The following is a 26,611-nucleotide window of genomic DNA, read 5'->3' as shown; positions in this document are numbered from 1 at the left end:
GAAAGTCCATTTACAAATTGTAAATGGACTTTTTGGATTTTTATTATTTCTTTCTGAAGTAAACTTCGATCGGAACACCTTCAAAATTAAATTCTCTTCTCAATTGATTTTCGATAAATCGTTTGTAAGGATCTCTAATATATTGTGGCAAGTTACAGAAAAACGCAAATTGAGGCGTTTTTGTAGGCAATTGCGTCACATATTTAATTTTGATGTATTTTCCTTTTACTGCAGGTGGAGGTGTAATCTCGATAATCGGTAACAATGTTTCGTTTAACTTACTTGTTTTAATACGGCGACTACGGTTCTCATAAACTTCGACAAATGTATCTACAGCTTTTAAAACACGTTGCTTTGTTAAAGCTGAGATAAACAATACAGGAACATCTGTAAATGGTGCAATACGTCTTAGAATAGCTTCTTTGTATTCTTTCATGGTATTGGTTTCTTTTTCTAACAAATCCCATTTGTTAATCAAAATAACGACACCTTTTCTATTACGTTCTGCTAAATAAAGAATATTTAAATCTTGTGCTTCAATCCCACGTTCTGCATCAATTACTAATACACAAACATCACATTCTTCGATTGCACGAACCGAACGCATCACAGAATAAAATTCTAAATCTTCGCTAACTTTTCCTTTTTTACGCATCCCTGCAGTATCCACCAAAACAAATTCATGTCCAAATTTATTGTACAATGTTTCGATAGAATCACGTGTTGTTCCTGCGATATCAGTTACAATATTACGTTCTTCACCTAATAATGCATTGATTAATGTAGATTTTCCAGCATTTGGACGACCTACGATTGTAATTTTAGGTAAACCTTCAAATGGATCTACGTGTACTTCTTCTTTAAAAGTATCCACTACATCATCTAACAATTCACCTGTTCCACTACCAGTCATGGCAGCGATTGTGTACATTTTTTCGAATCCTAAGTTATAAAACTCATAAGAATCGTCTAAATTTTTGTTGGTATCGACCTTATTCACAACTAAGAATGTAGGCTTCTTAGTGCGTCTTAAAAGGTTGCCAACTTCCTTATCCATATCCGTTAATCCAACTTGATTGTCTACCATGAACAAAATTACATTTGCTTCATCAATAGCTAATTCAACTTGCTTGCGGATCTCTTCTTCAAAGGTATCATCCGAACCAACGACATACCCTCCGGTATCGATTACGGTAAACTCTTTCCCATTCCAATCCGATTTTCCATAATGACGATCACGAGTAACACCAGAAGTGTCATCCACGATAGCTTGTCTTTTTTGGATCAATCGATTGAAGAATGTAGATTTACCAACGTTTGGTCTTCCTACAATTGCAACTATATTTGACATTCTGCAAAGGTATAATTTTTCATTTTATTTTTTGTATTAATTTTTTGATTGATAAAGTTTTGTACAAAAAAAAGGTTAGATAAACTCTAACCCTACTAATTTTCTTACTTTACAACTTTTAAAAGCTCTTTTTCCGCCACTACTTTTCTTAATCCAGAACTTGAGAAACGGTGATCTCTTGAGTTATAATACAATTCAATTCCTTTTTCTTCACAATATTTTCTTCCTGTGAAGTTTTTATCTTGATACTCTACTCCCAAAATACGAACATCAATCTTGAAAGAACGTAAAACATCTTCCAAATCTTGTTCTGTCGCATAAGGCACAATTTCATCTACGAATTTGCATCCTTTTAATTGAATGTAGCGTTCTACAACAGTTTGTGTTGGTTTGTTTTTTTCAGGACGATCCAATGTCGGATCCGTCTGTAAACCTACAATCAAATAATCACAATGTTGTTTTGCATCTTCTAACATTTTGATATGCCCAGCATGGAGCAAATCAAATGCACTAAATGTAATTCCTATTTTCATAGTATGTTTTTAGTTTAGTTTCTTAAGTTATTGTTTAGTCTTCGCTGGAACGATTATAATCATCTTCAATTCGAATTATGTCCTCTTCACCAAAATATGTACCATGTTGTACTTCGATGAAAATCAAGACCTCATTTCCGATGTTTTGAATACGATGCTTTGCTTTCAATGGAATAACCACCACTTCGCCAGCATTATATTCATATTCTTTATCATCAAGCGTCACCAAAGCTTTTCCTTGAACAATTGTCCAAACTTCGGCACGATGATTATGGTATTGGTAAGACAAACGTCCACCAACATTTACTTCTATGCGTTTTAATTTATATATCTCGGTATCTTCTAATACATAGTAAGTACCCCAAGGTCTTTTTCCTATTTCCATCTTTTATGCAATTTACTGAATATTTCGATATACATATTCAAAATATTCCATTAATAAATTGTTTCCTTTGTCAAAAAAAAAACCCCAAACATACGCTTGAGGTTTTAAAATGTGGTGCCTCCAGGAATCGAACCAGGGACACAAGGATTTTCAGTCCTTTGCTCTACCAACTGAGCTAAGGCACCGCTCATTTTGGAATGCAAATATAAGAAGGTTTATTTCTTATTTCCAAAATAAATTTATTTATTTTTTTAAATTTATTCAAAACAATTGATTTTTATTGAGTTATTTTTATAAAAAATTTCTAACTGCTAATAAAATGGATTGGTCAACAACTATTTTTCAAGTTTGGAGCTTTATCAAAGATTGGTATTGGATTCCATTATCTTTTTTATATGTCATAGTTATTATTACCATTTTAATTGAAAACAGAAATCCAACAAAAACAATTGCTTGGATATTAGTGATTGTTTTTCTTCCCGTAATTGGATTCATCATTTACTTTTTCTTTGGTCAAAAATTTAAAAAAGATTTATATTTTAAACGTATAGATAAAAGTCATCAAAAAATTATTGGAGAAAAATGGCAAGAAATGGATAAAATTATCCAAGAAGATTTGATACGAGTTAAAGACAAAATAGGTTCTCTTTCTCAGGTTTATCGTTATCTAAATAATGCGCGAGTTGCTCCTCCATCAACCAAAAATAAAGTGAAATTATTGATAAACGGAGAAGAAAAATTTCCTTTATTTATTGAAGCACTAAAATCTGCAAAGCATCATATTCATCTCGAATATTATATTTTTGATGAAGATAAAATTGGTAATGAAATTATCTCCATTTTAGAAAAAAAAGCAAAAGAAGGTGTTGAAATACGTCTAACCACAGATGATTTTGGTTCTCCAAAATTAAATAAACATCAAAAAAGATTTGAAGGAACTGGAATTGAATATCAAACGTTTCTTCCTGTTCGTTTTTCGTCTTTAGCCAATTCAAACTATCGTAATCATAGAAAAATTTTGATTGTAGATGGTCAAAAAGCATTTATTGGTGGCATTAATATTAGTGATAAATACATCAATCAGAATGGAGAAAAAAGTCCGAATAACGAAGTTTATTGGCGTGACACATCCGTTATGATAGAAGGTGAAGCGATTAATAATTTGCAATTGCATTTTTACTTAAATTGGATGATGACAGAAGGAAATAAATTTAATATTTCTGACCCCAATTATTTTTTCGATTCAAAAAACACGAATTTTGACGATATGGCGACTGTAAGTTATGGTCTTTCTTCGCCAGGTAGTGACGTACATTCGGCAATGGAAGCCATGATTTTGGCGATTACCTTAGCACAAAAAAAAGTACAATTGTGCACGCCTTATTTTATTCCAAGCGATGAATTTAAAACAGCCTTGATGATTGCGGTTTCTGCTGGTGTAGAAGTCGAATTGATTATTCCTAAAAAAGGCGATTCTATCATCGTACAACAAGCTTCATTGTCGTTCCTAAAACCTCTAATGAAGAGAGGTGTAAAAGTTTATCTCTATGAAAAAGGATTTATTCACTCAAAAACAATTACTGTTGATGATAAATTGGCTTTTATTGGAACTGTAAATTTAGATTTTAGAAGTTTTATGATCAACTTTGAAATTACTTCAGTTATTGAGAACGATATTTTATTGAATGAAATGAATACGAATTTTGAAATAGATCGAAATAATTCAGAATTATTAAACATCGAAAAATGGGAAAACAAACCATGGTATAATCGTGCATTTGCTTCGGTTTGTAGGTTATTAGCACCGATATTGTAATCGTTTATTATATTTACTTTAATAAGAAAAAAAATGCTTTGCTATCAATAGGAAAAATTGCTTTAGGATTTATTTTCGTAAGTTTCGATTTTAATGATTTCTGAAATCTTCGATTTCCTTTCTGATATCTTCATATCGTCTTCTCAAATCATCTGAAATTGTATTTGGTAAATTTTTAACTCTTTTCAATTGAAATGAAATAAAAATTGCAAATATACCTGATGAAATGATAGCTAAACCAAGCCACATAACAGCTGTTAATCCTGCTAATTGTGGATTTGAAATTAATATAATCGAAATAATTAATCCAATAATTGCGAAAAATAAAGAGAATCCCCAATCTTTAACACCATAGTTTTTAAGTTCAAAAGCATAACTAATTCCCGAAATTGAACGGAATAGCACTAAGAATCCAACATAAAATGCAAAAACTTCTAAACTTAGAATAGGATTAATCACTAACATAAATCCTACAATAGCAGTGATAATTCCAAAAGCTAATGTCCAACCCCAACTATCTATTTCATCTTTATTTGAAAGTGAAAAAACAATTTCAGAAATTCCAGAGAATAAAAATGATACAGCAAAAAACACTGAAAGTGCAACATAAGAAGCTAAAGGAGAGACAAAAGTGTAAATTCCTAATCCAACAAATAATAATCCTATGATTAATAAAATCCACCAATATTTGATAGAATTCTTGATTGATTTGTAAAAAGTACGAGCCATTTTAAATATAGATTTTAAATTATAAAACTATAATTTTAAGAAATTCTCCAAAAAGGAGCATTGTTTTTTGCATAATTTATAATCATCCAAGATTGTTTAAAAATGAAGATTTATTTCATATATAAATAAAAACAAAATAGCCTTAACTTTGAAGTTCGCTTAAAAATCAACGAAAATGAAGTATGGAATAGAAGCGGCTTCTATCTACGTTCCGCATATATATTTACCAATTAAAGATTTGGCAATTAAACGCAATATTGATCCTGATAAACTTGAAATTGGATTAGGTTTAAAGAAAATGGCTGTTTTAGATGCTCACGAAGATACTGCAACTATTGCTGCGAATACTTTATTGAAATTAATTATTGATTTTAACATCAATCCGAACGAAATTGGACGAATTTATTTAGGAACAGAAAGTGCATTGGATGGTGCTAAACCAACGGCTACTTATGCCGTTCAGTTAGTAGAATCTGTTTTAGAAAATCAATTTGGAGAACGACCTTTCAAACACACAGATGTTGTAGATATGACGTTTGCTTGTGTTGGAGGCGTTGATGCTTTACACAATTCTATTGACTATGTTCGAGTAAATCCAGCTAAAAAAGCAATTGTTATCGCGGCAGATTATGCAAAGTATGGATTAGAATCGACAGGAGAATATACACAAGGCGCTGGTGCTGTTGCAATGTTGATTTCGAATCAACCTGATTTGATCGCATTTGATAATAATTGGGGAATTGGAATGGAATCTGTTTTCGATTTCTTTAAACCTCATCAAGCGACTTCGAATAGAAATATTTTAAATGCATTAGAAACAACAAAATCTGAAATTGAGATTTTCTCTGATGAACCTGTTTTTGACGGTCAATATTCTAACGAATGTTATAAAAACAGAGTAAGAGAAGCCTATTTTAATTTTAAAGATCAAACAAATGTTGAAGGAAAATTGTATGAAAACTGGCGATATATTGCCTTTCATTTACCTTATGCATTTCAAGGAAAAAGAATGTTTTCGGATGTTTTTGCTTTAGAAAATGGTCAAGATAATTCGAATGATAATTTAAAAATAATTTCAAAATCGGATGAATATAAAGCGTTAATCAAAGAAAAAGTAGAGCCAACTCAACGTGCTTCTTCTGAGATCGGAAATATGTATACTGCTTCAATTTTCACTGCATTTTTATCGGCTTTACAAGTTAGTACTGATAACAATGAAGATTTAACAGGAAAAACAGTAGGTTTTATTTCTTACGGTTCTGGTTCAAAATCTAAAGTTTTCCAAGGAAAAATTGGGGAAGGTTGGAAAGATGTAATGAATAAAGTTGATTTGTTTAATTATTTGAATCAAAGAGAAGCTATTTCATTTGAACAATACGAGGATTTGCATAATAAAAATCAGAAAACTTCAATTAATGCTTCAAAAGGGTTTGCTTTAGACCGCATTGAAACTGAAATTCCCGATTTGAAAGGTGCAAGATATTATACATTTAAAGGATAAAAACATAAAAAAATCGCTCAAATGAGCGATTTTTTTTTATACTATTTTCAATTTCCATTTCCCTCGTTTAAAAAGTATAAATGCTAAAATTGCAATAAATGTTTCAGCAACAGGAATTGCTATAAAAACACCTTCTTCTCTCAAATCGAAATGGTAAGACAATATATACGCTAATGGAATTTGAAACAACCAAAATCCAACAAAATTAATAATGGTTGGCGTCATCGTATCACCAGCACCGTTAAACGCATTCATCATCACCATTCCAATTCCATACAAAAGAAAACCACTTGCCAAAATATACATTCCTTCCTTTGCAACAAGTTTAATAGACTCTTCTGTTGTAAATATTGAAACTAAATAATTGCTCAAACCATAAAAAACTATGCTTATTATTAGCATATAAATAATATTAAATTTCATGGTCATTAAAACCGATTTTTCTGCTTTTTCGGGATCTCTATTTCCTAAATTTTGTCCTACCAACGTTGCTGCTGCATTACTTAATCCCCAAGCAGGCAACATAAAAAACATCATTAATCGCAATGCAGTTTGATAACCTGACGAAGCTATTTCTCCTCCTGTTTGTGCAACAATCCGTGCTAAAATTATCCAACTACAACTTGCTATAACATATTGAACAATTGCAGGAATAGCAATTCGTAAAATATTGATAATTAAATTAGATTTTGGCACAAAATAAGACCATTTGATTTGAATTAATGAGTCTTTTTTCTTTAAATAATACAGTTGATAGACAACCCCACAACTTCTACCGATTGCTGTTGATAATGCTGCTCCTTCTAATCCCATTTCTGGAAAAAAGAACCAACCACGAACAAGAATTGGACACAAAATAATATTGATCCCGTTTGCTAACCATAAACTTTTCATGGCAATTGCGGCATTTCCTGCACCACGAAAAATTCCATTTATTAAGAATAGAAGGACAATACTTAAACAACTCACCATCATAATCTTGGTAAAGTTTTTACCATATTCGGCTGCTTCTTCAGAAGAGCCCATCCAAATCAATAAATCTTTAGAATAAATAAATCCGAAAACACTTAATAAAATGGTAATCAATATGGATAATAAAATTGCTTGCGAAGCACTTTCAGATGCTTTTATAGGATTTTTCTCGCCAATTCTCCGTGCAATAATAGCGGTTGCAGCCATGCTTATTCCAATCGAAATCGAATAAACTATTGTTAATAATGATTCGGTTAGTCCTACTGTTTGTATCGCAAAAGCGCTTTCTTTTAAATGACCTACAAAATATAAATCAACCAAGGCAAAAACAGATTCCATCACCATTTCGAACATCATCGGAATAGCCAATAAGAATACAGATCTACGAATTGGAATTGCAGTTAAATCTAAATTTTCGCTTGAAAAAGATTGCTTAATCAACAAGAAAACGGACCTAATTTTAGCTGTTAAAGACTTTTCTAAAGTCATTTTTTAGGTTTTATGAATGAAAAATAATTGATAAAAAATTAAATCAAAATGAATTTAACGTAAAGTTGCCGCGAAAAGTTAAGTATCCATTTAAAAATAGGTGAGGATTTTGCACAAATTTAAATCATTTTTTTCAATACCAATTTATCTTTTTGGTTTTATTATCTTTACCAAAACAGCTATTATATAGAGAAATGAAAAAAACTGCTTTTATTTTATTTAATGTTGCCCTTATGGTAGGAGTGAATGCACAGAGTTACAAAAAAAAATACCCAGACACGAAAAAAATTAATCATGTTGACACGTATTTTGGAGAAGAAGTACAAGATCCATATCGTTGGTTAGAAGATGATTTGTCTGATGACACAAAAAAATGGGTGATTGAACAAAATAAAGCGACTTATGCTTATTTGAATGAGATTCCTTTACGCACGCAATTGAAAAAATCGTTGACAGATATCTGGAATTACGAAAAAATATCTACGCCTTTCAAAGAAGGTGATTATACCTACTATTATAAAAATGATGGTTTGCAACAGCATTCTGTTTTGTACCGTAAATTAGGAGAAAATGGAGCAGAAGAAGTTTTCTTAGATCCAAATAAATTCTCAAAAGATGGTTCTGTTTCTTTAGCAGATGTAAGTTTTTCGAAAGACGGAAGCTTAGTTGCCTATTCTATTTCAGAAGGTGGATCGGATTGGAGAAAAGTGATTGTTTTAAATGCGAAAGATAAAACACAAGTTGGAGAAACTTTGATTGATGTTAAATTCTCTGGTACAGCTTGGAAAGGAAACGAAGGTTTCTATTATTCTTCTTATGATAAACCAAAAGGATCTGAATTATCAGAAAAAACAGATCAGCATAAATTATATTACCACAAATTAGGAACAGCTCAGAAAAAAGATCAATTAATTTTTGGAGGAGCAGAAATGCCTCGTCGTTACGTTGGTGCTTATTTGACTGATGATGAACGCTACTTAATCATTACAGCTGCAAACTCGACAACAGGAAATGAGTTGTACTATCAAGATTTATCAACAACCAATTCTCCAATTGTAAACATTGTAAATAATTTTGAGACAAATACTTCTGTAATCGACAATGATGGAGAAACGTTCTATTTATTTACAAATAATAAAGCACCTAACAACAAGGTTGTAAAAGCTACAATCTCAGATTTGAGTGAGCCTGCTTGGCAAACGGTTATTCCTGAAACAGAAAATGTATTATCCGTTTCTACAGGAGGAGGGTATTTATTTGCGAAATACTTAAAAGATGCTATTTCTGTTGTTGAACAATATAAATATGATGGAACTAAAGTTCGTCAAATTACATTACCTGGAGTTGGTACTGCATCAGGATTTGGAGGAAAAAAAACAGAGAAAGAAATTTATTTCGGTTTCTCAAATTATATCACACCATCAACAAGTTATAAATTTAATGTAGAAACAGGTTCTTCTGATGTTTACATCAAACCAAATGTAAAATTTAATTCGGATGATTATATTTCGGAACAAGTATTCTATGCGTCAAAAGATGGCACAAAAGTTCCGATGATTATTACATACAAGAAAGGATTAAAGAAAAATGGTAAAAACCCAACAATCGTTTATGGATATGGTGGCTTCAATATTAGTTTAACACCTGGTTTTAGTCCTGCAACTGCTGCTTGGATTGAAAATGGCGGTATTTATGCTGTTCCAAATTTACGCGGAGGTGGAGAATATGGTAAAAAATGGCACGATGGTGGACGTCAGTTCAATAAATTGAATGTTTTTAACGATTTTATCGCTGCTGCCGAATATTTACAAACAAACAATTATACGTCGCCAGATTACACTGCATTATCAGGGGGATCTAACGGAGGTTTATTGGTTGGAGCTACAGAAACCATAAATCCTAAAATTGCTAAAGTTGCTTTGCCTGCTGTTGGAGTTTTAGATATGTTGCGTTACCACACATTTACTGCTGGAGCAGGTTGGGGATATGATTACGGAACTGCTGATGATAGCAAAGAGATGTTTGATTATCTGAAAGCATATTCACCTGTTCACAATGTTAAAGAAGGAACATGTTATCCCGCAACTTTGGTTACGACTGGAGATCACGATGACCGTGTAGTTCCTGCACATTCATATAAATTTGCAGCAGAATTACAAAAGAAACAAGCTTGTGATAATCCTGTATTAATCAGAATCGAAACTAAAGCTGGTCACGGAGCAGGTCGTTCGACAGAAGTTGTAATTAACGAAACAGCTGATAAATATGCATTCACATTGTGGAACATGGGAATCAAAAAATTGAAGTAATAAAATCAATTTAATAACTCAAAAATCCATCTGATTATTCAGGTGGATTTTTTAATTTTATCCAAAATATAATCGAATGAAAAAATTATTTACTCTACTTATCTTATGTTCAACCTTTTCTTTTGGACAATATATTTCTAAAGCGAAAATAATTTCAAATCAAACGAATAATACTTTTGAGATTAGGGACGTAAGCTATATTAATGATGGAAAAGGAATTCAATTTAAAACAGATTTATCTAAAAATACGTTCGCAATTGTTCGACTAAAAGATTTTAAATTAATCTTTGATAATGAAGATTACTCAAAGAATATTCCGCAAATTAAAGGCGTTTTTAACCAAAAAGAATTCTCTTATCCCGATGGTTTATATTTAACAAAGGATGATTTTATTTCGAAAAAGACAGAAGATAGATTATTTGAGATGAAACCAAATCTTTATGCTGATTTGTTTGAACAGTCAGCAGATTTAGTAAACTTTTATGATAAAAACGGGAAATTTCCTGAATATCAACAACGAGATTATTTCGCAATTGTTAAAAATGGGGATATTTATTTTAACGTAAAAGAAATTAAAAAGATAGCTAAGGAGAAAAAGATTTTGTTGGCAAAAGAAATTCCTAATTTTGCTTATGTAAGAGTAAAAGCAGGTTCAGATCATCATTTATATATGGAATTGCCAAGATCTCAACAGAATAATGGTTATTTAATGATGTTTGGAATGGCAGGAGCAATTGCTTCGACCATGATTAATACAACTGATTCTAAAGAAGAATATTCCGAAAATTATATAAATCTTGTAAAGGAAGGAATTATCACTCTTAATCCTAACGATTATAAAGGAATTATATTCAATACTAAAAATAAAGAATTTGAAATACTATCGAATTGTTCTGATTTGAGTAATTATTCAACTCGATATAATAATTCAATGCTTAATTTAGATTGTAAATCACATTATTCTATAGATAAACAAAGAGAAATATTAAATAACCTTTAATAAGTACAAAATGAACACAAAAGCATACGCAGCATTTAACGAAACAGATGCATTAGGACCACACACAATAGAACGTCGCACATTATCTCCAAAAGATGTTTTTATAGATATTGATTATTGTGGTGTTTGTCACAGCGATATTCATACAGTAAAAGGGGATTGGGGAAAACCAAATTATCCCGTTGTTCCTGGTCACGAAATTATTGGTCGTGTCAAAGAAATCGGTTCTGAAGTAACCAAATTCAAAGTTGGAGATTTAGTTGGAGTTGGTTGTATGGTTGAATCTTGTCAACATTGTCATCCTTGTGACGAAGGTTTAGAACAATATTGTGAAAATGGATCAACAGGTACGTACAATTCTAAAAATTCTAAACATGGTGGAATTACCTACGGAGGTTATTCAGAAAACATTGTGGTAGAAGAAAACTTTGTTCTTCATGTCCCAGAAAATATTGATGTAAAAGCTGCTGCACCCTTATTGTGTGCTGGTATTACAACTTGGTCGCCTTTGCGTCATTGGAATGTAAAAGCTGGCGATAAAGTTGGTGTAGTTGGACTTGGAGGTTTAGGTCACATGGGGGTTAAATTTGCTAAAGCAATGGGTGCTCATGTAGTGATGATTACCACTTCTGAATCAAAAGGGGAAGATGCAAAAAAATTAGGCGCAGATGAAGTTCTTATTTCAAAAGATGCTGACCAAATGAAAGCACAGCGAAATACCTTTGATTTCTTATTGAATACAATACCGGTGAAACATGATGTCAATCCATATTTAGCTTTACTTAAGCTTGACAAAACAATGTGTATGGTAGGTGCGATAGAACCTTTGGATGCAGTTCATGGTGGATTATTAATTATGAAACGTCGTAATTTAACGGGTTCATTAATTGGCGGAATCAAAGAAACACAAGAAATGTTAGATTTTTGCGGTGAACATAACATTGTTTCGGATGTAGAAATGATCGATATTCAAAATATTAATACCGCTTACGAACGTATGATGAAGTCTGATGTCAAATATCGCTTTGTGATTGACATTAAATCATTAAAAGAATCTTAGAATCTAACGTTATAAAAAAAATCCGCTCAATGTAGCGGATTTTTTTTATTAAGTCTACGAGTTTCACTTCAAGACAGAATCTTTAGAAACTTCTGTTTTATTCACAGTTTTTGAAGAATCTACAGTAACTCCTTCTACAGAATCGGCAGACGATACTTCGATTATTGATGAATCTACATTTTCTGGTGTAGTAACTTCTGGCTGAGAAGCTTCTTTTTTACAAGAAATTGCAGTAAAAGTGAATGCTGCAAACGCAAATAACGCTAATTTTTTCATTTGATTTTTATTTAATTTATTCTGCAAATTATTTTTTCTCAGTTGTTGTAGTTGTAGTTGTTTCAACTTTTATAGAATCATTAATCACAACTGAATCTTTTCCAATTGTATCAACTTTAATTGAATCTTCTAATGTTGTAATGGTATCATTTTTCACATCAGTTTCTGTTTTTATTTCTTTCGATCCAAACAAATGACAAGAAGATAAACCCACCGCAGTCCCGAATACTCCTAATACAATTACGTTTAATGCTAATTTTTTCATAACTTTAATTTTTTAAATGTTTTAATTGATTTTAGATTGAAATGATATGTTGTATCATTTTGTTGAACCAAAGTTAATCTCAAATCAACGTTTTTTTCATGCAAGATGCTTGTAAGACAATTGTAATCGATCAAATAAAAATTCAACAAATGTTTTACAATAGAAAAAATCATTTAACAAGTCATTAATAAAGAAATTCGACGAATCATATCAAAAAAATTATTTTATTTGTACTTGTATTAAAACAAGATTTGTAAAATATATTTTATTTTACAAGTTACTAAAAACCAATCTTTTAAATTTTAATTTTTGAGCAAATTTACAGATATAGAAATTTTCGAAATTCTAAAAAAAACGATTGCAACTCGATTTTTAGAAGATAATTCTGCTCAATCCGAAAATATCTCTGATTGGAAAGGTCAAGAAATTACGACTTTCCAAGATGACTTATTCAATAAAACCCGATCAACTGTAAGTGAAAAGTGGTTTTATACTTATTTTAAGTCAGATTTCAAGAAGCTTCCACGTATTGATATGCTCAATCTTTTGGCGCAATATTGTGGATTCAAGAATTGGGCGCATTTTGTTCAAATTCAAAAGAACGAACATTTTGGAACTCATAAAACAGAGGAAATACTGATTGATACAGAAGAAATCGAAAATTTATCCCAAGAAAATACTCCTTCGGACGAAGTAGAAAAAGATACACAACAACAGGTTAAACAACAAACTGAAAAAGAATTAAGTCCAATACAAGCTATTGAGAAGAAACCAAAACTAAAACTGATTTCAATTATAGCTTCTGTAATTCTTTTGTTATGTGGTATTGGTGTGGCTGTTTATTATTCATTTTTTGGACAACGCGAATATGAATTTTGTTTTGTTGATTCGGATAGGCAAACAACCATTAATAACTCTGTCGAAGTGACAATTATAAGAGAAGGATTTACGCCCTTGTATCTATCAACAAAAACAGGTTGTATTAAATTCGAATCTCAAAAAGATACGATCAAAATGTTTGTGACTTCACCTTATTATAAACAAGATACGTTTAAGGTTAATTTACATCAATATAATCAACCCGAAAAGTTATTATTAGAACCTGATGATTATAAAATTATGCTGTATTATTATTCGAATTCAGCAAAAGATTTAAAACAGCGAATTTCTAAATTAAACCAGATGATTTCTGATGATGCGTTGATTTATCAAGTATATGATAATGATTTTTTCGGTGTAGAAATTCTTTCGAAACAACAGTATATCAATTTGGTTACAATGCCTACGACTTCGTTAAAGAACTTTTCTTTAATCGAATCAGAAAGTAAAAAAGGTAAAATTGTTAAATTAAAATTTAAAATCCAGCAAGATGAGAACGATAAGTAAAGTAGTTCATTTTAGCATTATTTTGCTAATGAGTGTTTGGATTATATTTTCGTGTAAAGACGATAAATATAAAGGTGATTACAACCCAGAAGCGATAAAAGGTTACAAAAACGAAGCTTCTACTGTGAGTAGTAAAATGGATTCTGTTGAAGCTGTAAATTTTATTGCAAAACAGAAATTACGTGAGTTTTACGAACTTTCGGCACTGGCTTCTAATACAAGCGACACCGTTGTTGACAGTTTGTTAAGAGATCAATTATTGTCTTATTTCCCGCAAAAAGATACAACAGAAATTTATGCATTACTAAGAGATTTAGCCGATAAAAAAGTAACGATAACTTCTGTTTCTAAGTTTGCAATTCTACCTCAAGACTCTGTTACGCCAGATTCTGTGAAAAGAATTGCTTATTCAGTGAATTATTTTAACTCGAACAAAAAATTAATCGAAACCAATAATCGTACAGGAATTTTTGTGATAAAACAGAAGCCTATCCAATTTAAACGAGAATTTAAATTCTATTTTAGAACTTTAAATGATAAAAAAGACTCGATTCAGAAAGATTCAATTCCTTCGGGAGTAATACAAAAATCAAGTGGAAAATCGCCAGAATAAGCGTCTTCAATAATTTCAATAGGTCTAAAATAAGTTAGACCTATTTTTTTGGAATCAGGTCTACATCTTGCTAAGAACTTATCGTAATATCCTCCTCCATATCCAACTCGATTCCCATTTTTATCTGCAACAAACATTGGAATAAAAACGACATCAATCGTAAAAGCATCGACTTCTGTATATTGAACTGGTTCTGGAATTTGAAGTGAGTTTAATTTAGTTTCAACATCTTTTTCAACCTTACAATTCAACATATCATCACCAACAACCAAAGGTAAAATTACATCTTTATCCTGCTGAAATAACCAATCAATAATTGGATAAGTATTGATTTCGTTGTTTTTTTCGATGGGTAAAAAAAGATGAAACGACTTAGATCCAGAAAAATCGAAGGTTTTGATATACTCAAAAATTTGTTCGCTCAACTTATTTACTTCTTCTTTTGAGAAAGATTTTCTCAACGATCGATAGTATTTTCTTGCTTCAGCTTTTGTCATTTTTAGGCGTATTTCAGACGAAGTTAAGAAATAATTGATTGGTTAAAAAAGTAGAGAGTTTTAAAAAGTTTCAACTATTTAAAAAATACTAAAACAATAATAAAACATACAATTGCTATAAAAAGCAATAAATTAATAGGTTTTATTTTCATTTTGCTAAACACAGACTTTTTGTAAGTCTTATGAATCCTCTTAGGCTTTGACATTATTTGTTAGATTTATTATATAAAAGATGCAAATATGTAGAAAAGGTTGCTTTATAAAATGAGGGAAACCGTAAATCAATTGTAACATAATGTATATCAATAAAATAAACGTATTTATTTTTTTTGAAAGAAATTATTAAAACTTTTTAACTAATTTTTTTCATACGTTTTGAAGCTTCATCTAACCAAGGTTGATAGTTACAATGTTTTTTTATTGCCTGATAAATTGCTTCGCTATTCGGATCATTTGGGTCAAGTTCGTAGATTAATGAATTAATGAATCCTTTTTTGATGGATGGACTTTTTATGTTCTCTAACAAACTATCTGCAGAAAATCCTTGATACAATTTTTCTTGTAAACTCGTCAAAACAATGTTGCGATAACTCTGATAAGTTTTATAATCTTCGTCATTATCCAAATGAATCTTCTCTAATTCGGACAAAAAATTAACGGGTAATTGCTCCGATACTGGATTGTAGTACGTATAAGAATCCTTGTACATATACAATAAATTGATGAAATCGTAATTCAGATTTGTTTTCTCAGTTCTAATAAATGACGAGTTCACCTTCAATTTTTCTAAATCTTCAAACACTTTTTGATGAAAATTTTTGATTTGATTTTTAAAATCTGGAGGGGTTAATTGAAACAATTCTATATTATCAGTCAAAAACTTATCCGTTTTAAAACTTTTTTCAATTAAATAATTGTTTCGATTTTTTCCTTTTCCTGAGAATTTAAAGTGATTCTCAATTTGATTCAAATCTGCATCTAAAATCAGACTATCTCCCGGAACTAAGTAAATTGTAAACTCTTCTCGATCAATTGAAAGTGTTTTATAGCCTTCATCTACCAATTGAAGTGTATCCGAAAAATTTCCATCATAATCTAATGCAAATGCTTTTTCGCGATTATTCAATAAGAGGTAAATACTATCCGTTTGTGCATTGGCAATTCGTCCACTAAAGTGGATCATTTCACCATTTTCTTTTTGAGGTGAACAACTATAAACTGTTATTAAAAGTAGCAGAAAAAATCTCCACAACATCTTCATTTTCATCTTTCTCTCTGTCTTACAAAAGTAGAAAATTATTCTTCGTTTTGATGAATTTCAAAGAAAGAATCTACCTTAAAATTGGCTGAATCATTTGCCGCAGCAACAGCCAATTTATCTGCTTCCTCGTTCCAATGATGTCCAGCATGACCTTTTATCCATTGAAATTTGACACGATGAATTTTGTACACATCCAAAAAACGTCGCCACAAATCTGAATTCTTTTTTCCTTTAAAATTCTTTTGTACCCAACCAAAAACCCAACGTTTTTCTACTGCATCAACGACATATTTAGAATCGGTTATAATCGTAATCTCCGTATTGGTAAATTTTAAAGTTTCTAAAGCCGTAATCACAGCTAATAATTCCATTCGATTATTTGTCGTTAATCGAAAACCTTGAGAAATTTCTTTTTTAACTTTTTTCTCAGTTTCTAATAAAATACAACCAAATCCTCCTGGGCCTGGATTTCCCAACGAAGAACCATCTGTATACGCTACAATTGCCATAGTTTATGGTTTGTAGTTTAACATTGTATCAATCGTTTGACGCGCAACGAAATGGTAATTAGGACGTGCATCTTTGTAAATATTTTTCGCAAAATCTGTTTGATTAGATTCTTTAAGAGCTAAATACAAAGGTTCTAAGAATTTACGTCTTCCGACATTTACCAAGAAATCTTTCGCATTGGCATTCACTTTATCGTAATGCAACAAAAATGCTTTTTCATACCAAGCGGTTTGAATTTCAGGATTTTTAGAAGCTGTAAAATTATATATCTCATCCAAATAAGCTAAATCTTCTTTTGTGTTTTTAGCTGTATCGATTTGACGAATAAAATGTACCCATTCGTTTGTTGATTTTGTAGAAATCTCAACTTTTTTAGGTGCTAATTTATTTCTTCCGTTAGTGATATCTTGTTGTAATTGTGCTTCTGCTAAATCAAATAATTTTGAAGTAGGTTTTTTCAAATCTTTTGGCCAACCAGTATTATAAATCCATTCTTGAACAAATGAATCATCTCCATTCGTTAAATTAGCTTTCAAATAATCCACGAATTTTTCTGTAGTCATTGTTTGAAAAGCATGCGAAGAAAAGTATTGATTCAAGAATTTATCAAATTTTTCTCGACCATATTTGTCTTCTAACATTTTTAAGAACAAATAACCTTTGTCGTATGGAACATCAGAAAAAGCATCATCAGGATTTGCACCAGTCATGTTCACTTTTAAAGAAGTATATTTTTCTGGGATATTTTTCATAGAAGTTTCTAAATCTTGAAACCCGATTACCGAAATCATATCTGCGTAATCCTTTCCTTCTAATTCTTCCATAATTCGACGTTCAAAATAAACCGTAAATCCTTCATTTACCCAGAAATCATCCCAAGTAGAATTTGTTACCAAATTTCCTGACCAAGAATGTGCCAATTCGTGTGCAATTAAATTCGTCATCGAGCGATCTCCTACAATTGCAGTTGGCGTTGCAAACGTTAAACGTGGATTTTCCATTCCTCCAAAAGGAAACGATGGTGGTAAAACCAATACGTCAAACTGTTCCCACGGATATTTTCCGTACAATTTTTCGGCAGCCGTAACCATATTTCCCATTTCAGCAAATTCCCAAGCAGCCGCTTTCAATAATCCTGGTTCTGCATAAACACCTGTTCTGTTATCAATTGGTTGATATTGCACATCTCCAACAGCTAAAGCAATCAAATAAGGTGCAATTGCTTGTGGCATTTTGAAGGTATAAACTCCTTCCGCATTTTTTTCTTTTGGATTAATTGCACTCATTAAAGGCAACAAATCTTTTGGCGTTTTTACTTTTGCATCATACGTAAGACGAACACTTGGCGTATCTTGAATAGGAATCCAAGAACGTGTTAAAATGGCTTGACCTTGCGACAATAAAAAAGGATGTTTTTTATCGTGTGTTTGTTGCGGACTTAACCATTGTAATGCATTTGCATCAGGTGATGTTTTATAAAAAACTTGTACAATCGTATCATTTGGTGTGACATCAATAAGTAATGCTTGACCTTTGATCGAATCTTTTTCGCCTAATTTATACGTTGTTTTTTGTCCATTTGCTAATAAAACAGAATCAATTGTCAACTTTTCAGTATCCAAAATCAATTGTTTAGCTTTATTATTTACAAACGTATATGCAGCCGAACCTTTTATTTGATGGGTATTAAAATCAGTTTCGATATCTAAACTCAAATGCTTAATTCGCGCTTGATCTAAATCTGCAAAAGTCTGATTGTCTTTAGCTTCAATACCTTTTGTTGATGTAATTTGTTTGCTACAAGCTGTCGCAATTAAGGTTGTACCAAGTGCGATATAAACTAATTTTTGCATTCTTCTAAATCTTTTAATATTGTGTTGAAAGCCGCTGCTTTTAAAGCTGCTTTGTCATTTTTAACGTCTAAATTTTCTGTATCGAAAGTAGCCAATAATCGAACTTTTATTTTTCCTGGATAGCCTCTAAACCAATTAAATGGAAACATCTTATTCAATTTATGTATAGAAAAAACAGCCAACGGAGTTTTAGTTTCAATGGCAATATTAAATGCACCATCTTTGAAAGGATCCAAATAAATCTTAAATTCCTTATCGTTTGTTACTCCTCCTTCTGGGAAAATAAAAATACTCAAATTTTTATCTAATTTCTTTTTTGCTTCCGGATAAACGTTTGCTTTACTTCGCACACTTTTTCGATTAACTGGAATACAAATTCGTTCGAATATTCGCCCAAAGATAGGGATTTTAAGTAATTCTGCCTTACCAACAAATACGATTGGATGATGTTTTAGTATGGTTAACATCAGCATAATATCCATTACCGAAGTATGATTAGCTATGAAAATATAATTTTCGTCCGGATCAAGTGGAACACGTTTTTTATAATCGATTCTAAATCCTGTTCCATACAAAACAAATTTCCCCCAATACCTAATCAGTGGATAAATATAAGGAAAGGTTCTGTCAAAACTTGCTAATGGTAAAACGATAAATACCCCTATTGTTAAAATATAAACTGTGGCTAACAAAATCATCCAAATGCGCCAAATAAGAACAAAAAAACCTGTAATGTATTTCATTGAGTTGGTTTAGTTGGGTAAAGATATGGAGAAAATTAGTTGATTGAAAAATAAATCATTTTCCTCGTTTTGTTGAAAAAAAGTCTTAAATAAAATTGCTAAAACGATATCATCCAAAACTTCATTTTGCAACCAATTTGAAATGATTAAATTTGTTTTGGGAAAGAATACTAAAAATATTATGGCTTTAAATACAATCAATCCAACAACTACGAATGCTTGGAATGCATTAGAAAAACATTTTCAAAATATTCAGCACACTTCCATTAAGGAATTATTTGCTCAAAATCCGAAACGTTTCGAAGAATTTTCGATTCAATATCCATCATTATTAGTGGATTATTCGAAGAATAGAATTAATGCAGAAACCATTCAACTTTTAGTAGATTTAGCAAAAGAAATGAATCTTGATCAGGCTATTCAACAAATGTTTGATGGTGACGTAATCAATGTGACAGAAAAGCGTGCAGTTTTGCATACGGCTTTACGTAATCGCTCTAACGAAGAAGTTTTGGTAGATGGAAAAGATGTGATGCCTCAAATTAATGAAGTGTTAGAACAAATGAAATCTTTTTCTGAAAAAGTGATTTCTGGTGAATGGAAAGGATTTTCAGGAAAAGAAATCACAGATGTTGTTAACATTGGAATTGGAGGTTCTGACCTTGGTCCTGTGATGGCAACAGAAGCCTTGAAACACTATAAAACTCGTTTAAATCTTCATTTTGTTTCGAATATTGATGGAACACATTTGGTTGAAACGTTCAAAAAAATTAATCCAGAAACGACTTTATTTATTGTTGCTTCAAAAACATTTACAACTCAAGAAACCATGACGAATGCTTTTTCGGCGAAAGAATGGTTTTTGAATTCGGATGCGCAAGAAGAAGATGTTGCGAAACATTTTGTGGCATTATCAACAAATGCAGAAGGTGTTGCAAATTTTGGAATCGACACAGCAAATATGTTCCAGTTTTGGGATTGGGTTGGTGGTCGTTATTCGTTGTGGAGCGCAATTGGTTTGAGCATTGCTTTGGCAGTTGGTTTTGACAATTTCGAAGAATTATTAGAGGGTGCACATGAAATGGATATCCATTTCAAAACAGAAACTTTAGATCAAAATATTCCCGTTGTTTTAGCGCTTTTGGGAATTTGGTACAACAATTTCTTTGGAGCTAATTCTGTTGCTTTGTTGCCCTACGAGCAATATTTATCACGTTTCGCAGCTTATTTTCAACAAGGAGATATGGAATCGAATGGGAAATATGTTGGTCGAGATGGGAAGAAAGTGGATTACGAAACAGGACCTATTATTTGGGGTGAACCAGGAACAAATGGTCAACATGCTTTTTATCAACTAATTCATCAAGGAACAAAATTAATTCCAGCAGATTTTATTGCAGGAGCTAATTCCTTGAATAAATTAGGGGATCATCATGCAAAATTATTATCAAACTTTTTTGCACAAACAGAAGCTTTAGCTTTTGGAAAAGATGAAGAAACGGTTGTTGCTGAATTAGAAAAAGCGGGTAAATCGAAAGAAGAAATTGATTTCTTAAAAGCATTTAAAATATTTGAAGGAAATCGTCCAACAAATTCTATTTTGTACGAAGTTTTAACACCAAAAGTTTTAGGAAATTTAATTGCGATGTACGAACACAAAATTTTTGTTCAAGGTGTAATTTGGAATATTTTCTCTTTCGATCAATGGGGAGTTGAATTAGGAAAACAATTGGCAAATGTTATTTTACCAGAGTTAGAAAATGATGAGCAAATAACTTCACATGATGCTTCTACAAACGGTTTGATAAATACATACAAATTCTGGAGAAAATAAATTCAGCTATTTTAATAAAAAAAGCCTGTTGAAAAACAGGCTTAAAATTAACACATGAGGACAAAATTTACTCTACTAAATCTTATACACCCATGCTTATTTCAATATTTGTGCCAAAAGTAAATTTGACATAATCAATTATTATTTAACGGCTTTAATTTTTCCGTTCATTGTAGCAAAGTGTCCAGGGAAAGAACATAAGAAATCATACGTGCCTTCGTCTACCGTAAATTTGATTTGATCATTTTCTCTGCCTCCTAATAATTTTGTGTGTGCAATGATTTCTGATTGTAAATCAGTTGGAATATAATCTGTTGCTTTGGCAGAAGCTGCTTTATTTGCAAATGCAGAAGCATCAGAACCTGGTTTTAATAAAATAAAATTATGTCCCATCGCTTCTTTAGACATTTCACCTGTATTCATCAAAATTAACGTAACCTCTTCTCCTGCCTTTACTGTAAACTCTGTTTTATCAAAGCGCATGTCATCACTCGCCTTTAAAACAATATGATTATTTGTTGCTGGTGTTGAAGCTACTGTAGTTTCTGAATCCTCTTGCGGAGCAGTGCTGTAGTCTATTTCTGGTTGAGCAGATTCTTCATTTTTAGAACCACCGCAGCTCATCATAAAGACTGCTGCGAAACTCATTAAAACTATTTTTTTCATGATTCAATATTTTTGTTTGATATAAAAATAGTGAAATTCAGTTACTTAAAAAAGTTTATTGATTAATAAATAATCTGATTTAAAGCAGAAAATTGTTAAGGAATATCTAAATACTTGTGTGTCTGTAAAGAATATCTCCATTTTGGATTCTCTTTTACATAATCAATAATTAAAGGAAGGTTTTTGTCGCGTTTGCTCCATTCGGTTTGTAAAAAGAGTGTACAATCCTTTCCAACTCGTGTTGCTTGTTCTTCCGCAAATTTAAAATCATGATTATTAAAAACAATACATTTTAATTCATTTGCAGCTTCGCAAACCTCATCCAATGGCAGCATTAATTTTTTGGGAGAAAGACAAACCCAATCAATTTCTCCACTTAACGGATAAGCACCCGAAGTTTCGATATGAATACGGGCACCTTTTTCATGTAGTTTTTTTGTCAAATAAGTCAAATCCCACATCAAAGGTTCTCCTCCTGTAATGATGATAGTTTTGGCTTGTGAAGTTGCCAAGTCTACCAATTCATCAACATTAGTTAAGGGATGCTTTTCAGCATCCCAACTATCTTTAACATCGCACCAATGACAACCTACATCACAACCTCCTAATCGAATAAAATAGGATGCCACTCCAGTATACATTCCTTCCCCTTGAATTGTGTAGAAATGCTCCATAACAGGCAATAATTTACCTTCTTCTATCAATAGTTGTTCTTCTGCAGTTGTTGATGCAATATGTATCATAATTTTATTTTTTGTTGTTGTAAGCCAACAATGTGTTTTTTAATAACATTGCACGTGTCATTGGTCCTACTCCACCAGGAACAGGTGTAATCCACGATGCTTTTTCTTTTACATTATCAAAATCTACATCACCAGCCAATCTAAATCCTCGAGGATTAGTTTCGTCGTCAACACGTGTAATTCCAACGTCAACGATGACTGCTCCCTCTTTTACCATATCGGCTTTTAAGAAACCAGGAACACCCAAAGCAGTGATCACAATATCAGCTTCTTTTGTAAATTGTTCTAAATTTTGAGTTTTGGAGTGAGTTAAGGTTACCGTACTGTTTCCAGGGTTCCCATTTTTACTCATCAAAATACTCATTGGGCGACCAACGATGCGAGAACGTCCGATTACAACAGTGTGTTTACCTGTTGTATCAATGTTATAACGCTCTAACATTTCCATAATTCCATAAGGAGTTGCTGGTAAAAATGTTTCCATTTCTAATGCCATTTTTCCGAAATTCATTGGATGAAATCCATCTACATCTTTCTTTGGATCAATCGCATTAATTACTGCTTCTTGATCGATATGTTTTGGCAATGGTAATTGAACGATAAATCCGTCCAATGTATCATCATTGTTCCATTTTTCAATCTCTGTAATTAAATCTTCTTGTGAAATTGTATCTGGCAAACGTAATTCAGACGATTCGAAACCTACGAAATGACAATCCTTTATTTTATTGTCAACATACGTTTGCGAAGCGCCATTACTTCCTACTAAAATTGCCCCCAAATGTGGTACACGAACTCCTTGGTCCTTGTAATTCTGTACCAGCTCCTTGATCTCTTGTTTGATCTCTTTTGCCAGTTTAATACCGTCTAAAATTTGCATTGTTTTGTTGTGTTTGCGCAAAGATACGGACAAATTAGAAAATAAATAAAGATGTTGTGATGATGATTTTTGATTCAATAGAAAAACCACTTCTTTTTATGAAGTGGTTTTTGGTTGATAATAATTTTATGCTTGCTCTGGTAAAGTAAACGAATCGTCTTGATTCGGTTTATTTTTTCGGTGAGTTGATGGCTCGTCTTTTATGATTTGATGTTCATTTAACTGATGTGCCGCTGTAAAAGAAGTCACCATTGTATTCAACATTTCCGATGCTGCTGTTGGCGAATTAGGTAATAACACTAACTTGCTTCCAGATTTTTCTCCAATTGCTTGCAAGGTATCATAATGTTGTGTAACTACAATTAATGCAGAAGCTTCTTGAGACGTAATTCCTGCCCCATTTAATACATCAACAGATTCTAATAAACCTTTTGCAATTTCGCGTCGTTGATCGGCTATACCCTGTCCTTGTAAGCGTTTTGACTCGGCTTCGGCTCTTGCTTTTTCAACAATTAAAATACGAGCAGCATCACCTTCATATTGTGCAGCCAATTTTTCGCGTTCGGCAGCATTGATACGATTCATCGCATGTTTTACTTGTTCATCAGGATCGATATCGGTTACCAAAGTTTTGACAATTTCGTAACCATACGAATTCATCGCTTCTTGTAACTCTCCCTTTACAGCAACGGCTATATCATCTTTTTTCTCGAAAACATCATCCAAACGAAGTTTAGGAACTTCAGCACGAACAACGTCAAATACGAAAGATGTAATTTGCGTATATGGATTATCTAATTTGTAAAATGCATCATAAACTTGTGTTTTGATGACTTGATATTGAACCGAAACTTTTAATCGTACGAATACATCATCTTTTGTTTTTGTTTCAACGACAACATCTAATTGTTGAATTTTGAGTGACATTTTTCCTGCGATTTTATCAACAACTGGAATTTTGAATTGTAATCCAGGGTTACGAATACTGTTAAATTTTCCGAATCGTTCTATGATAACTGCAGTTTGCTGTTTTACGGTAAAAATGAATAAAAAGAGTACAATTATACCTGCAAATAATAAAAATCCTAATGTAGGTCCCATAGTTTTAGTGCTTAAAAATAATAATGGAATTAAGATAAGTATTTATTTTCAGAAAATATTCAGAATGAATTGATAATTGATTTTTAGACCAAAAAAAATTAGGAATGTTAACTTATAACATTCCTAATTCGAATTTTGCTTCTTCGCTCATCATATCTCTATCCCAAGGTGGTTCGAAGGTAATTTCTACGTAACATTTTGATACGTATTCTATTTCTTCTACGCGCTGCTCTACCTCTAAAGGCAAACTTTCAGCTACTGGACAGTTTGGAGATGTAAGGGTCATGGTAACTTTTACTTCACCATCTGCATTCACCTGTGCATCATAAACCAATCCCAATTCGTATATATCAACGGGAATCTCTGGATCGAAAACTGTTTTGAATTTTTCAACCAATTTCTCTCCAATCGAATCTAATTGTTGTTCTGTTAATGCCATTGTTATCAATTGTTATTGTTCTGCAAATGTACGAATAGTTTAGCTTACGTGGAATTTTTCTAAATAACTATTTTTAATGAGTTAAAATAAAATCTTTATAATGATAGAAAATCGCTTCTTTGGAGAACCCAAAAAAGCGATTTACAAACACGAAGAACTTTTTTAGATAAAAAGTTTTATCATTATATGGATTGATTATTATAAACCTAAAGTCCAGCCTTTTGCCCAATCTGGTGTAGCTGTTCCATTTCCAGCACCATTAGCGGTAGAACTTTCTGTATAAACAGCAGAAACATCTACTGTTTCATTCTTAGTATTTTTTCCAACAGATTTTGTAGTTACATTATCAAATTTGACATTAGTAGCTTTTAATTTTCCTGTAGTAATTGCTGCAATTGACTCATCTTGTTGAATATCAAAACCTACATTCCAGTTACTTAAAACTATGTTATCAAATGTACCTTGAGAACCTACTCGTAGCTTTATCCCTTGAGGTTCTGCTCCTTCTTTTCCTGCACCGATTAATGTCATATTTTTTATAGTAGGACTAGAGATTGGAGTTGCTAATGGATTATTAGAGTTGTTATCAGCTTCTATACCTCTATTTCCTGCATTTGTCTTTTTACCATACCAATTTTGTCCCGTTCCATTCCATCCTTCAGTCCAATCAAACATGTCATCCCCAACATCTTTATGGGTATTAACAACGACTAAATTACTCGCGTCTACTGTTCCACCAAACCACTCAAATCCATCATCTGAACTTTCGTATGCTTGTACATTTTTTATAACTGTTCCTTTTCCAACTCCAAATAAAGATAAGCCATTAAACTCTTTATCTGCATTGTAAGCAAAACCAGAATACTCTATTCTTAAATATTGAATTGATCCAGAATTATCGTTGACATCACTTCCTCCGTAAGCCAATTCCCCACCTACTTCTGTTGTCGCTGTTGTTCCTTTGTTTATAGGAGCTTTACCAGCTAATACTAGTCCTCCCCATTTACCAGGAGCTTTGTTTGTAGCCGTCATAATAACTGGATTGCTTTCTGTTCCTTCTACAAATATTTTTGCTCCTTGAGCAATAGAAATAAATCTTACTTCTTCGTATGCTGTAGCAGAACTAGGATTTGTAGCTTCTATAACAACTCCTGGTTTGATTCTTAAAATTGCTCCTTCTCTTACAATTAAACGTCCTGTTAATTTGTAAGTTCCTGACTCCAATACGACCTCTCCTTTTGTTATTTCTCCTTTTAAGTTATTTCTATCTACAACGAAAGTAGATGGATCAGTTATTTCAGAAGAAGAATCATCATCGCTAGAACAAGATATAAATGTTGTTGAAACTGTTCCTACAAATAATGCTAATGTTAAAAGTTTAAAAAAAGATTTTTTCATG

26 protein-coding genes and 1 tRNA gene are annotated in these 26,611 nt (G+C 31.9%); 8 read left to right on the top strand and 19 right to left on the bottom strand.

Features of this window, described 5'->3' with window-relative positions:
* Positions 1-43 precede the first annotated feature (43 nt).
* The 4 genes from der to NZD85_RS09640 all read right to left on the bottom strand — a co-directional run bounded on the left by der (position 44) and on the right by NZD85_RS09640 (position 2,454).
* Complete coding sequence (der, locus tag NZD85_RS09655) at positions 44-1,351, bottom strand: ribosome biogenesis GTPase Der (protein ID WP_171623781.1); 1,308 nt, start codon at positions 1,349-1,351, stop codon at positions 44-46.
* A 104-nt stretch (positions 1,352-1,455) separates the two neighbouring features.
* Positions 1,456-1,884 (bottom strand): adenylyltransferase/cytidyltransferase family protein, encoded by a 429-nt coding sequence (locus NZD85_RS09650; protein WP_171623780.1) that lies wholly within the window; start codon positions 1,882-1,884, stop codon positions 1,456-1,458.
* A 34-nt stretch (positions 1,885-1,918) separates the two neighbouring features.
* Complete coding sequence (locus NZD85_RS09645) at positions 1,919-2,269, bottom strand: phosphomannose isomerase type II C-terminal cupin domain (protein WP_171623779.1); 351 nt, start codon at positions 2,267-2,269, stop codon at positions 1,919-1,921.
* Between the two features lie 112 nt (positions 2,270-2,381).
* A tRNA-Phe gene (locus NZD85_RS09640) sits at positions 2,382-2,454 on the bottom strand.
* Positions 2,455-2,588: 134 nt separating this feature from the next.
* Here NZD85_RS09640 and cls point away from each other — a divergent pair.
* Entirely contained in the window at positions 2,589-4,085 is a 1,497-nt protein-coding gene (cls, locus tag NZD85_RS09635; protein WP_260541609.1) for a cardiolipin synthase, read from the top strand.
* 90 nt (positions 4,086-4,175) lie between these two features.
* On the opposite strand, the gene NZD85_RS09630 is transcribed toward cls, so the two are convergent.
* Positions 4,176-4,814 carry an HdeD family acid-resistance protein gene (locus NZD85_RS09630; RefSeq protein WP_260541608.1) on the bottom strand — a complete coding sequence of 213 codons (639 nt, stop codon included), beginning with the start codon at positions 4,812-4,814 and terminating at the stop codon, positions 4,176-4,178.
* Positions 4,815-4,989: 175 nt separating this feature from the next.
* Here NZD85_RS09630 and NZD85_RS09625 point away from each other — a divergent pair, with 175 nt between their 5' ends.
* On the top strand, positions 4,990-6,315 hold the full coding sequence (locus NZD85_RS09625) for a hydroxymethylglutaryl-CoA synthase family protein (protein ID WP_260541607.1): 1,326 nt from the start codon (positions 4,990-4,992) through the stop codon (positions 6,313-6,315).
* A 36-nt stretch (positions 6,316-6,351) separates the two neighbouring features.
* On the opposite strand, the gene NZD85_RS09620 is transcribed toward NZD85_RS09625, so the two are convergent.
* Positions 6,352-7,776: an MATE family efflux transporter gene (locus NZD85_RS09620; RefSeq protein WP_260541606.1), complete on the bottom strand. Its 1,425-nt coding sequence runs from the start codon at positions 7,774-7,776 to the stop codon at positions 6,352-6,354.
* A 194-nt stretch (positions 7,777-7,970) separates the two neighbouring features.
* On the opposite strand from NZD85_RS09620, the gene NZD85_RS09615 reads away from it, so the two are divergent.
* The 3 genes from NZD85_RS09615 (at position 7,971) to NZD85_RS09605 (ending at position 12,145) form a co-directional block, all read left to right on the top strand.
* Positions 7,971-10,085 carry a prolyl oligopeptidase family serine peptidase gene (locus NZD85_RS09615; protein WP_188319365.1) on the top strand — a complete coding sequence of 705 codons (2,115 nt, stop codon included), beginning with the start codon at positions 7,971-7,973 and terminating at the stop codon, positions 10,083-10,085.
* 76 nt (positions 10,086-10,161) lie between these two features.
* Entirely contained in the window at positions 10,162-11,085 is a 924-nt protein-coding gene (locus NZD85_RS09610; protein WP_260541605.1) for a hypothetical protein, read from the top strand.
* A 10-nt stretch (positions 11,086-11,095) separates the two neighbouring features.
* A complete protein-coding gene (locus NZD85_RS09605; RefSeq protein WP_260541604.1) occupies positions 11,096-12,145 on the top strand; it encodes an NAD(P)-dependent alcohol dehydrogenase in 1,050 nt (349 codons plus the stop codon).
* A 63-nt stretch (positions 12,146-12,208) separates the two neighbouring features.
* Here the strand turns inward: NZD85_RS09605 and NZD85_RS09600 are convergent, their stop codons facing one another.
* Both NZD85_RS09600 and NZD85_RS09595 read right to left on the bottom strand, forming a co-directional pair.
* Positions 12,209-12,421 carry a hypothetical protein gene (locus NZD85_RS09600; RefSeq protein WP_260541602.1) on the bottom strand — a complete coding sequence of 71 codons (213 nt, stop codon included), beginning with the start codon at positions 12,419-12,421 and terminating at the stop codon, positions 12,209-12,211.
* Between the two features lie 28 nt (positions 12,422-12,449).
* Complete coding sequence (locus NZD85_RS09595; protein ID WP_171623906.1) at positions 12,450-12,686, bottom strand: hypothetical protein; 237 nt, start codon at positions 12,684-12,686, stop codon at positions 12,450-12,452.
* A gap of 309 nt (positions 12,687-12,995) precedes the next feature.
* Between NZD85_RS09595 and NZD85_RS09590 the strand changes: the two genes are divergently transcribed.
* Together NZD85_RS09590 and NZD85_RS09585 are read left to right on the top strand one after the other, a co-directional pair.
* Positions 12,996-14,072: a flagellar basal body-associated FliL family protein gene (locus tag NZD85_RS09590; protein WP_260541600.1), complete on the top strand. Its 1,077-nt coding sequence runs from the start codon at positions 12,996-12,998 to the stop codon at positions 14,070-14,072.
* The gene (locus tag NZD85_RS09585; RefSeq protein ID WP_260541598.1) at positions 14,056-14,685 is read left to right on the top strand and encodes a hypothetical protein; all 630 of its coding nucleotides are present in this window, start codon (positions 14,056-14,058) and stop codon (positions 14,683-14,685) included. The genes NZD85_RS09590 and NZD85_RS09585 overlap by 17 nt, the downstream gene beginning before the upstream one ends.
* On the opposite strand, the gene NZD85_RS09580 is transcribed toward NZD85_RS09585, so the two are convergent.
* The 5 genes from NZD85_RS09580 to NZD85_RS09560 form a co-directional block, all read right to left on the bottom strand.
* Positions 14,625-15,182 (bottom strand): 5-formyltetrahydrofolate cyclo-ligase, encoded by a 558-nt coding sequence (locus NZD85_RS09580; RefSeq protein ID WP_260541596.1) that lies wholly within the window; start codon positions 15,180-15,182, stop codon positions 14,625-14,627. The genes NZD85_RS09585 and NZD85_RS09580 overlap by 61 nt on opposite strands.
* Before the next feature lie 352 nt (positions 15,183-15,534).
* A complete protein-coding gene (locus NZD85_RS09575) occupies positions 15,535-16,365 on the bottom strand; it encodes a hypothetical protein (protein WP_260541595.1) in 831 nt (276 codons plus the stop codon).
* Between the two features lie 113 nt (positions 16,366-16,478).
* Positions 16,479-16,952: a ribonuclease HI gene (rnhA, locus tag NZD85_RS09570; RefSeq protein ID WP_171623901.1), complete on the bottom strand. Its 474-nt coding sequence runs from the start codon at positions 16,950-16,952 to the stop codon at positions 16,479-16,481.
* 3 nt (positions 16,953-16,955) lie between these two features.
* On the bottom strand, positions 16,956-18,806 hold the full coding sequence (locus NZD85_RS09565; RefSeq protein WP_260541594.1) for a M1 family metallopeptidase: 1,851 nt from the start codon (positions 18,804-18,806) through the stop codon (positions 16,956-16,958).
* Positions 18,794-19,549 (bottom strand): lysophospholipid acyltransferase family protein, encoded by a 756-nt coding sequence (locus NZD85_RS09560; RefSeq protein WP_260541593.1) that lies wholly within the window; start codon positions 19,547-19,549, stop codon positions 18,794-18,796. The genes NZD85_RS09565 and NZD85_RS09560 overlap by 13 nt, the downstream gene beginning before the upstream one ends.
* A gap of 181 nt (positions 19,550-19,730) precedes the next feature.
* Between NZD85_RS09560 and pgi the strand changes: the two genes are divergently transcribed.
* The gene (gene pgi / locus NZD85_RS09555) at positions 19,731-21,383 is read left to right on the top strand and encodes a glucose-6-phosphate isomerase (protein ID WP_260544560.1); all 1,653 of its coding nucleotides are present in this window, start codon (positions 19,731-19,733) and stop codon (positions 21,381-21,383) included.
* Between the two features lie 141 nt (positions 21,384-21,524).
* Here pgi and NZD85_RS09550 read toward each other — a convergent pair whose 3' ends face one another.
* From NZD85_RS09550 to NZD85_RS09525, 6 genes are all read right to left on the bottom strand, one after another.
* Positions 21,525-22,049: a plastocyanin/azurin family copper-binding protein gene (locus NZD85_RS09550; protein WP_171623899.1), complete on the bottom strand. Its 525-nt coding sequence runs from the start codon at positions 22,047-22,049 to the stop codon at positions 21,525-21,527.
* 95 nt (positions 22,050-22,144) lie between these two features.
* Positions 22,145-22,792 (bottom strand): 7-carboxy-7-deazaguanine synthase QueE, encoded by a 648-nt coding sequence (locus tag NZD85_RS09545; RefSeq protein WP_225539622.1) that lies wholly within the window; start codon positions 22,790-22,792, stop codon positions 22,145-22,147.
* 4 nt (positions 22,793-22,796) lie between these two features.
* Positions 22,797-23,672: a bifunctional 5,10-methylenetetrahydrofolate dehydrogenase/5,10-methenyltetrahydrofolate cyclohydrolase gene (locus NZD85_RS09540; RefSeq protein WP_171623897.1), complete on the bottom strand. Its 876-nt coding sequence runs from the start codon at positions 23,670-23,672 to the stop codon at positions 22,797-22,799.
* A 126-nt stretch (positions 23,673-23,798) separates the two neighbouring features.
* On the bottom strand, positions 23,799-24,773 hold the full coding sequence (locus tag NZD85_RS09535) for an SPFH domain-containing protein (RefSeq protein ID WP_260541592.1): 975 nt from the start codon (positions 24,771-24,773) through the stop codon (positions 23,799-23,801).
* 112 nt (positions 24,774-24,885) lie between these two features.
* Entirely contained in the window at positions 24,886-25,212 is a 327-nt protein-coding gene (locus NZD85_RS09530) for an iron-sulfur cluster assembly protein (protein ID WP_171623559.1), read from the bottom strand.
* 198 nt (positions 25,213-25,410) lie between these two features.
* Positions 25,411-26,610 carry a hypothetical protein gene (locus NZD85_RS09525; RefSeq protein WP_225542464.1) on the bottom strand — a complete coding sequence of 400 codons (1,200 nt, stop codon included), beginning with the start codon at positions 26,608-26,610 and terminating at the stop codon, positions 25,411-25,413.
* Position 26,611: the final 1 nt, after the last annotated feature.

Origin of the sequence: Empedobacter stercoris (genome assembly GCF_025244765.1) — a bacterium.
Lineage (GTDB): Bacteria > Bacteroidota > Bacteroidia > Flavobacteriales > Weeksellaceae > Empedobacter > Empedobacter stercoris.
The sequence above is the reverse complement of the archived record's forward strand: the minus strand, read 5'-3'. Positions and strand labels throughout refer to the sequence as shown.

Bases quoted from the DNA above. Each gene is read 5' to 3' on its own strand.
- NZD85_RS09585 (WP_260541598.1), top strand. From the start codon at position 14,056: ATGAGAACGATAAGTAAAGTAGTTCATTTTAGCATTATTTTGCTAATG.
- NZD85_RS09595 (WP_171623906.1), bottom strand. From the start codon at position 12,686: ATGAAAAAATTAGCATTAAACGTAATTGTATTAGGAGTATTCGGGACT.
- cls (WP_260541609.1), top strand. From the start codon at position 2,589: ATGGATTGGTCAACAACTATTTTTCAAGTTTGGAGCTTTATCAAAGAT.
- NZD85_RS09565 (WP_260541594.1), bottom strand. From the start codon at position 18,806: ATGCAAAAATTAGTTTATATCGCACTTGGTACAACCTTAATTGCGACA.
- NZD85_RS09615 (WP_188319365.1), top strand. From the start codon at position 7,971: ATGAAAAAAACTGCTTTTATTTTATTTAATGTTGCCCTTATGGTAGGA.
- pgi (WP_260544560.1), top strand. From the start codon at position 19,731: ATGGCTTTAAATACAATCAATCCAACAACTACGAATGCTTGGAATGCA.
- NZD85_RS09575 (WP_260541595.1), bottom strand. From the start codon at position 16,365: ATGATCCACTTTAGTGGACGAATTGCCAATGCACAAACGGATAGTATT.
- NZD85_RS09645 (WP_171623779.1), bottom strand. From the start codon at position 2,269: ATGGAAATAGGAAAAAGACCTTGGGGTACTTACTATGTATTAGAAGAT.
- NZD85_RS09545 (WP_225539622.1), bottom strand. From the start codon at position 22,792: ATGATACATATTGCATCAACAACTGCAGAAGAACAACTATTGATAGAA.
- NZD85_RS09620 (WP_260541606.1), bottom strand. From the start codon at position 7,776: ATGACTTTAGAAAAGTCTTTAACAGCTAAAATTAGGTCCGTTTTCTTG.
- NZD85_RS09600 (WP_260541602.1), bottom strand. From the start codon at position 12,421: ATGAAAAAATTAGCGTTATTTGCGTTTGCAGCATTCACTTTTACTGCA.
- NZD85_RS09525 (WP_225542464.1), bottom strand. From the start codon at position 26,610: ATGAAAAAATCTTTTTTTAAACTTTTAACATTAGCATTATTTGTAGGA.
- NZD85_RS09605 (WP_260541604.1), top strand. From the start codon at position 11,096: ATGAACACAAAAGCATACGCAGCATTTAACGAAACAGATGCATTAGGA.
- NZD85_RS09540 (WP_171623897.1), bottom strand. From the start codon at position 23,672: ATGCAAATTTTAGACGGTATTAAACTGGCAAAAGAGATCAAACAAGAG.
- NZD85_RS09530 (WP_171623559.1), bottom strand. From the start codon at position 25,212: ATGGCATTAACAGAACAACAATTAGATTCGATTGGAGAGAAATTGGTT.
- NZD85_RS09625 (WP_260541607.1), top strand. From the start codon at position 4,990: ATGAAGTATGGAATAGAAGCGGCTTCTATCTACGTTCCGCATATATAT.
- NZD85_RS09610 (WP_260541605.1), top strand. From the start codon at position 10,162: ATGAAAAAATTATTTACTCTACTTATCTTATGTTCAACCTTTTCTTTT.
- der (WP_171623781.1), bottom strand. From the start codon at position 1,351: ATGTCAAATATAGTTGCAATTGTAGGAAGACCAAACGTTGGTAAATCT.
- NZD85_RS09560 (WP_260541593.1), bottom strand. From the start codon at position 19,549: ATGAAATACATTACAGGTTTTTTTGTTCTTATTTGGCGCATTTGGATG.
- NZD85_RS09630 (WP_260541608.1), bottom strand. From the start codon at position 4,814: ATGGCTCGTACTTTTTACAAATCAATCAAGAATTCTATCAAATATTGG.
- NZD85_RS09650 (WP_171623780.1), bottom strand. From the start codon at position 1,884: ATGAAAATAGGAATTACATTTAGTGCATTTGATTTGCTCCATGCTGGG.
- rnhA (WP_171623901.1), bottom strand. From the start codon at position 16,952: ATGGCAATTGTAGCGTATACAGATGGTTCTTCGTTGGGAAATCCAGGC.
- NZD85_RS09550 (WP_171623899.1), bottom strand. From the start codon at position 22,049: ATGAAAAAAATAGTTTTAATGAGTTTCGCAGCAGTCTTTATGATGAGC.
- NZD85_RS09535 (WP_260541592.1), bottom strand. From the start codon at position 24,773: ATGGGACCTACATTAGGATTTTTATTATTTGCAGGTATAATTGTACTC.
- NZD85_RS09580 (WP_260541596.1), bottom strand. From the start codon at position 15,182: ATGACAAAAGCTGAAGCAAGAAAATACTATCGATCGTTGAGAAAATCT.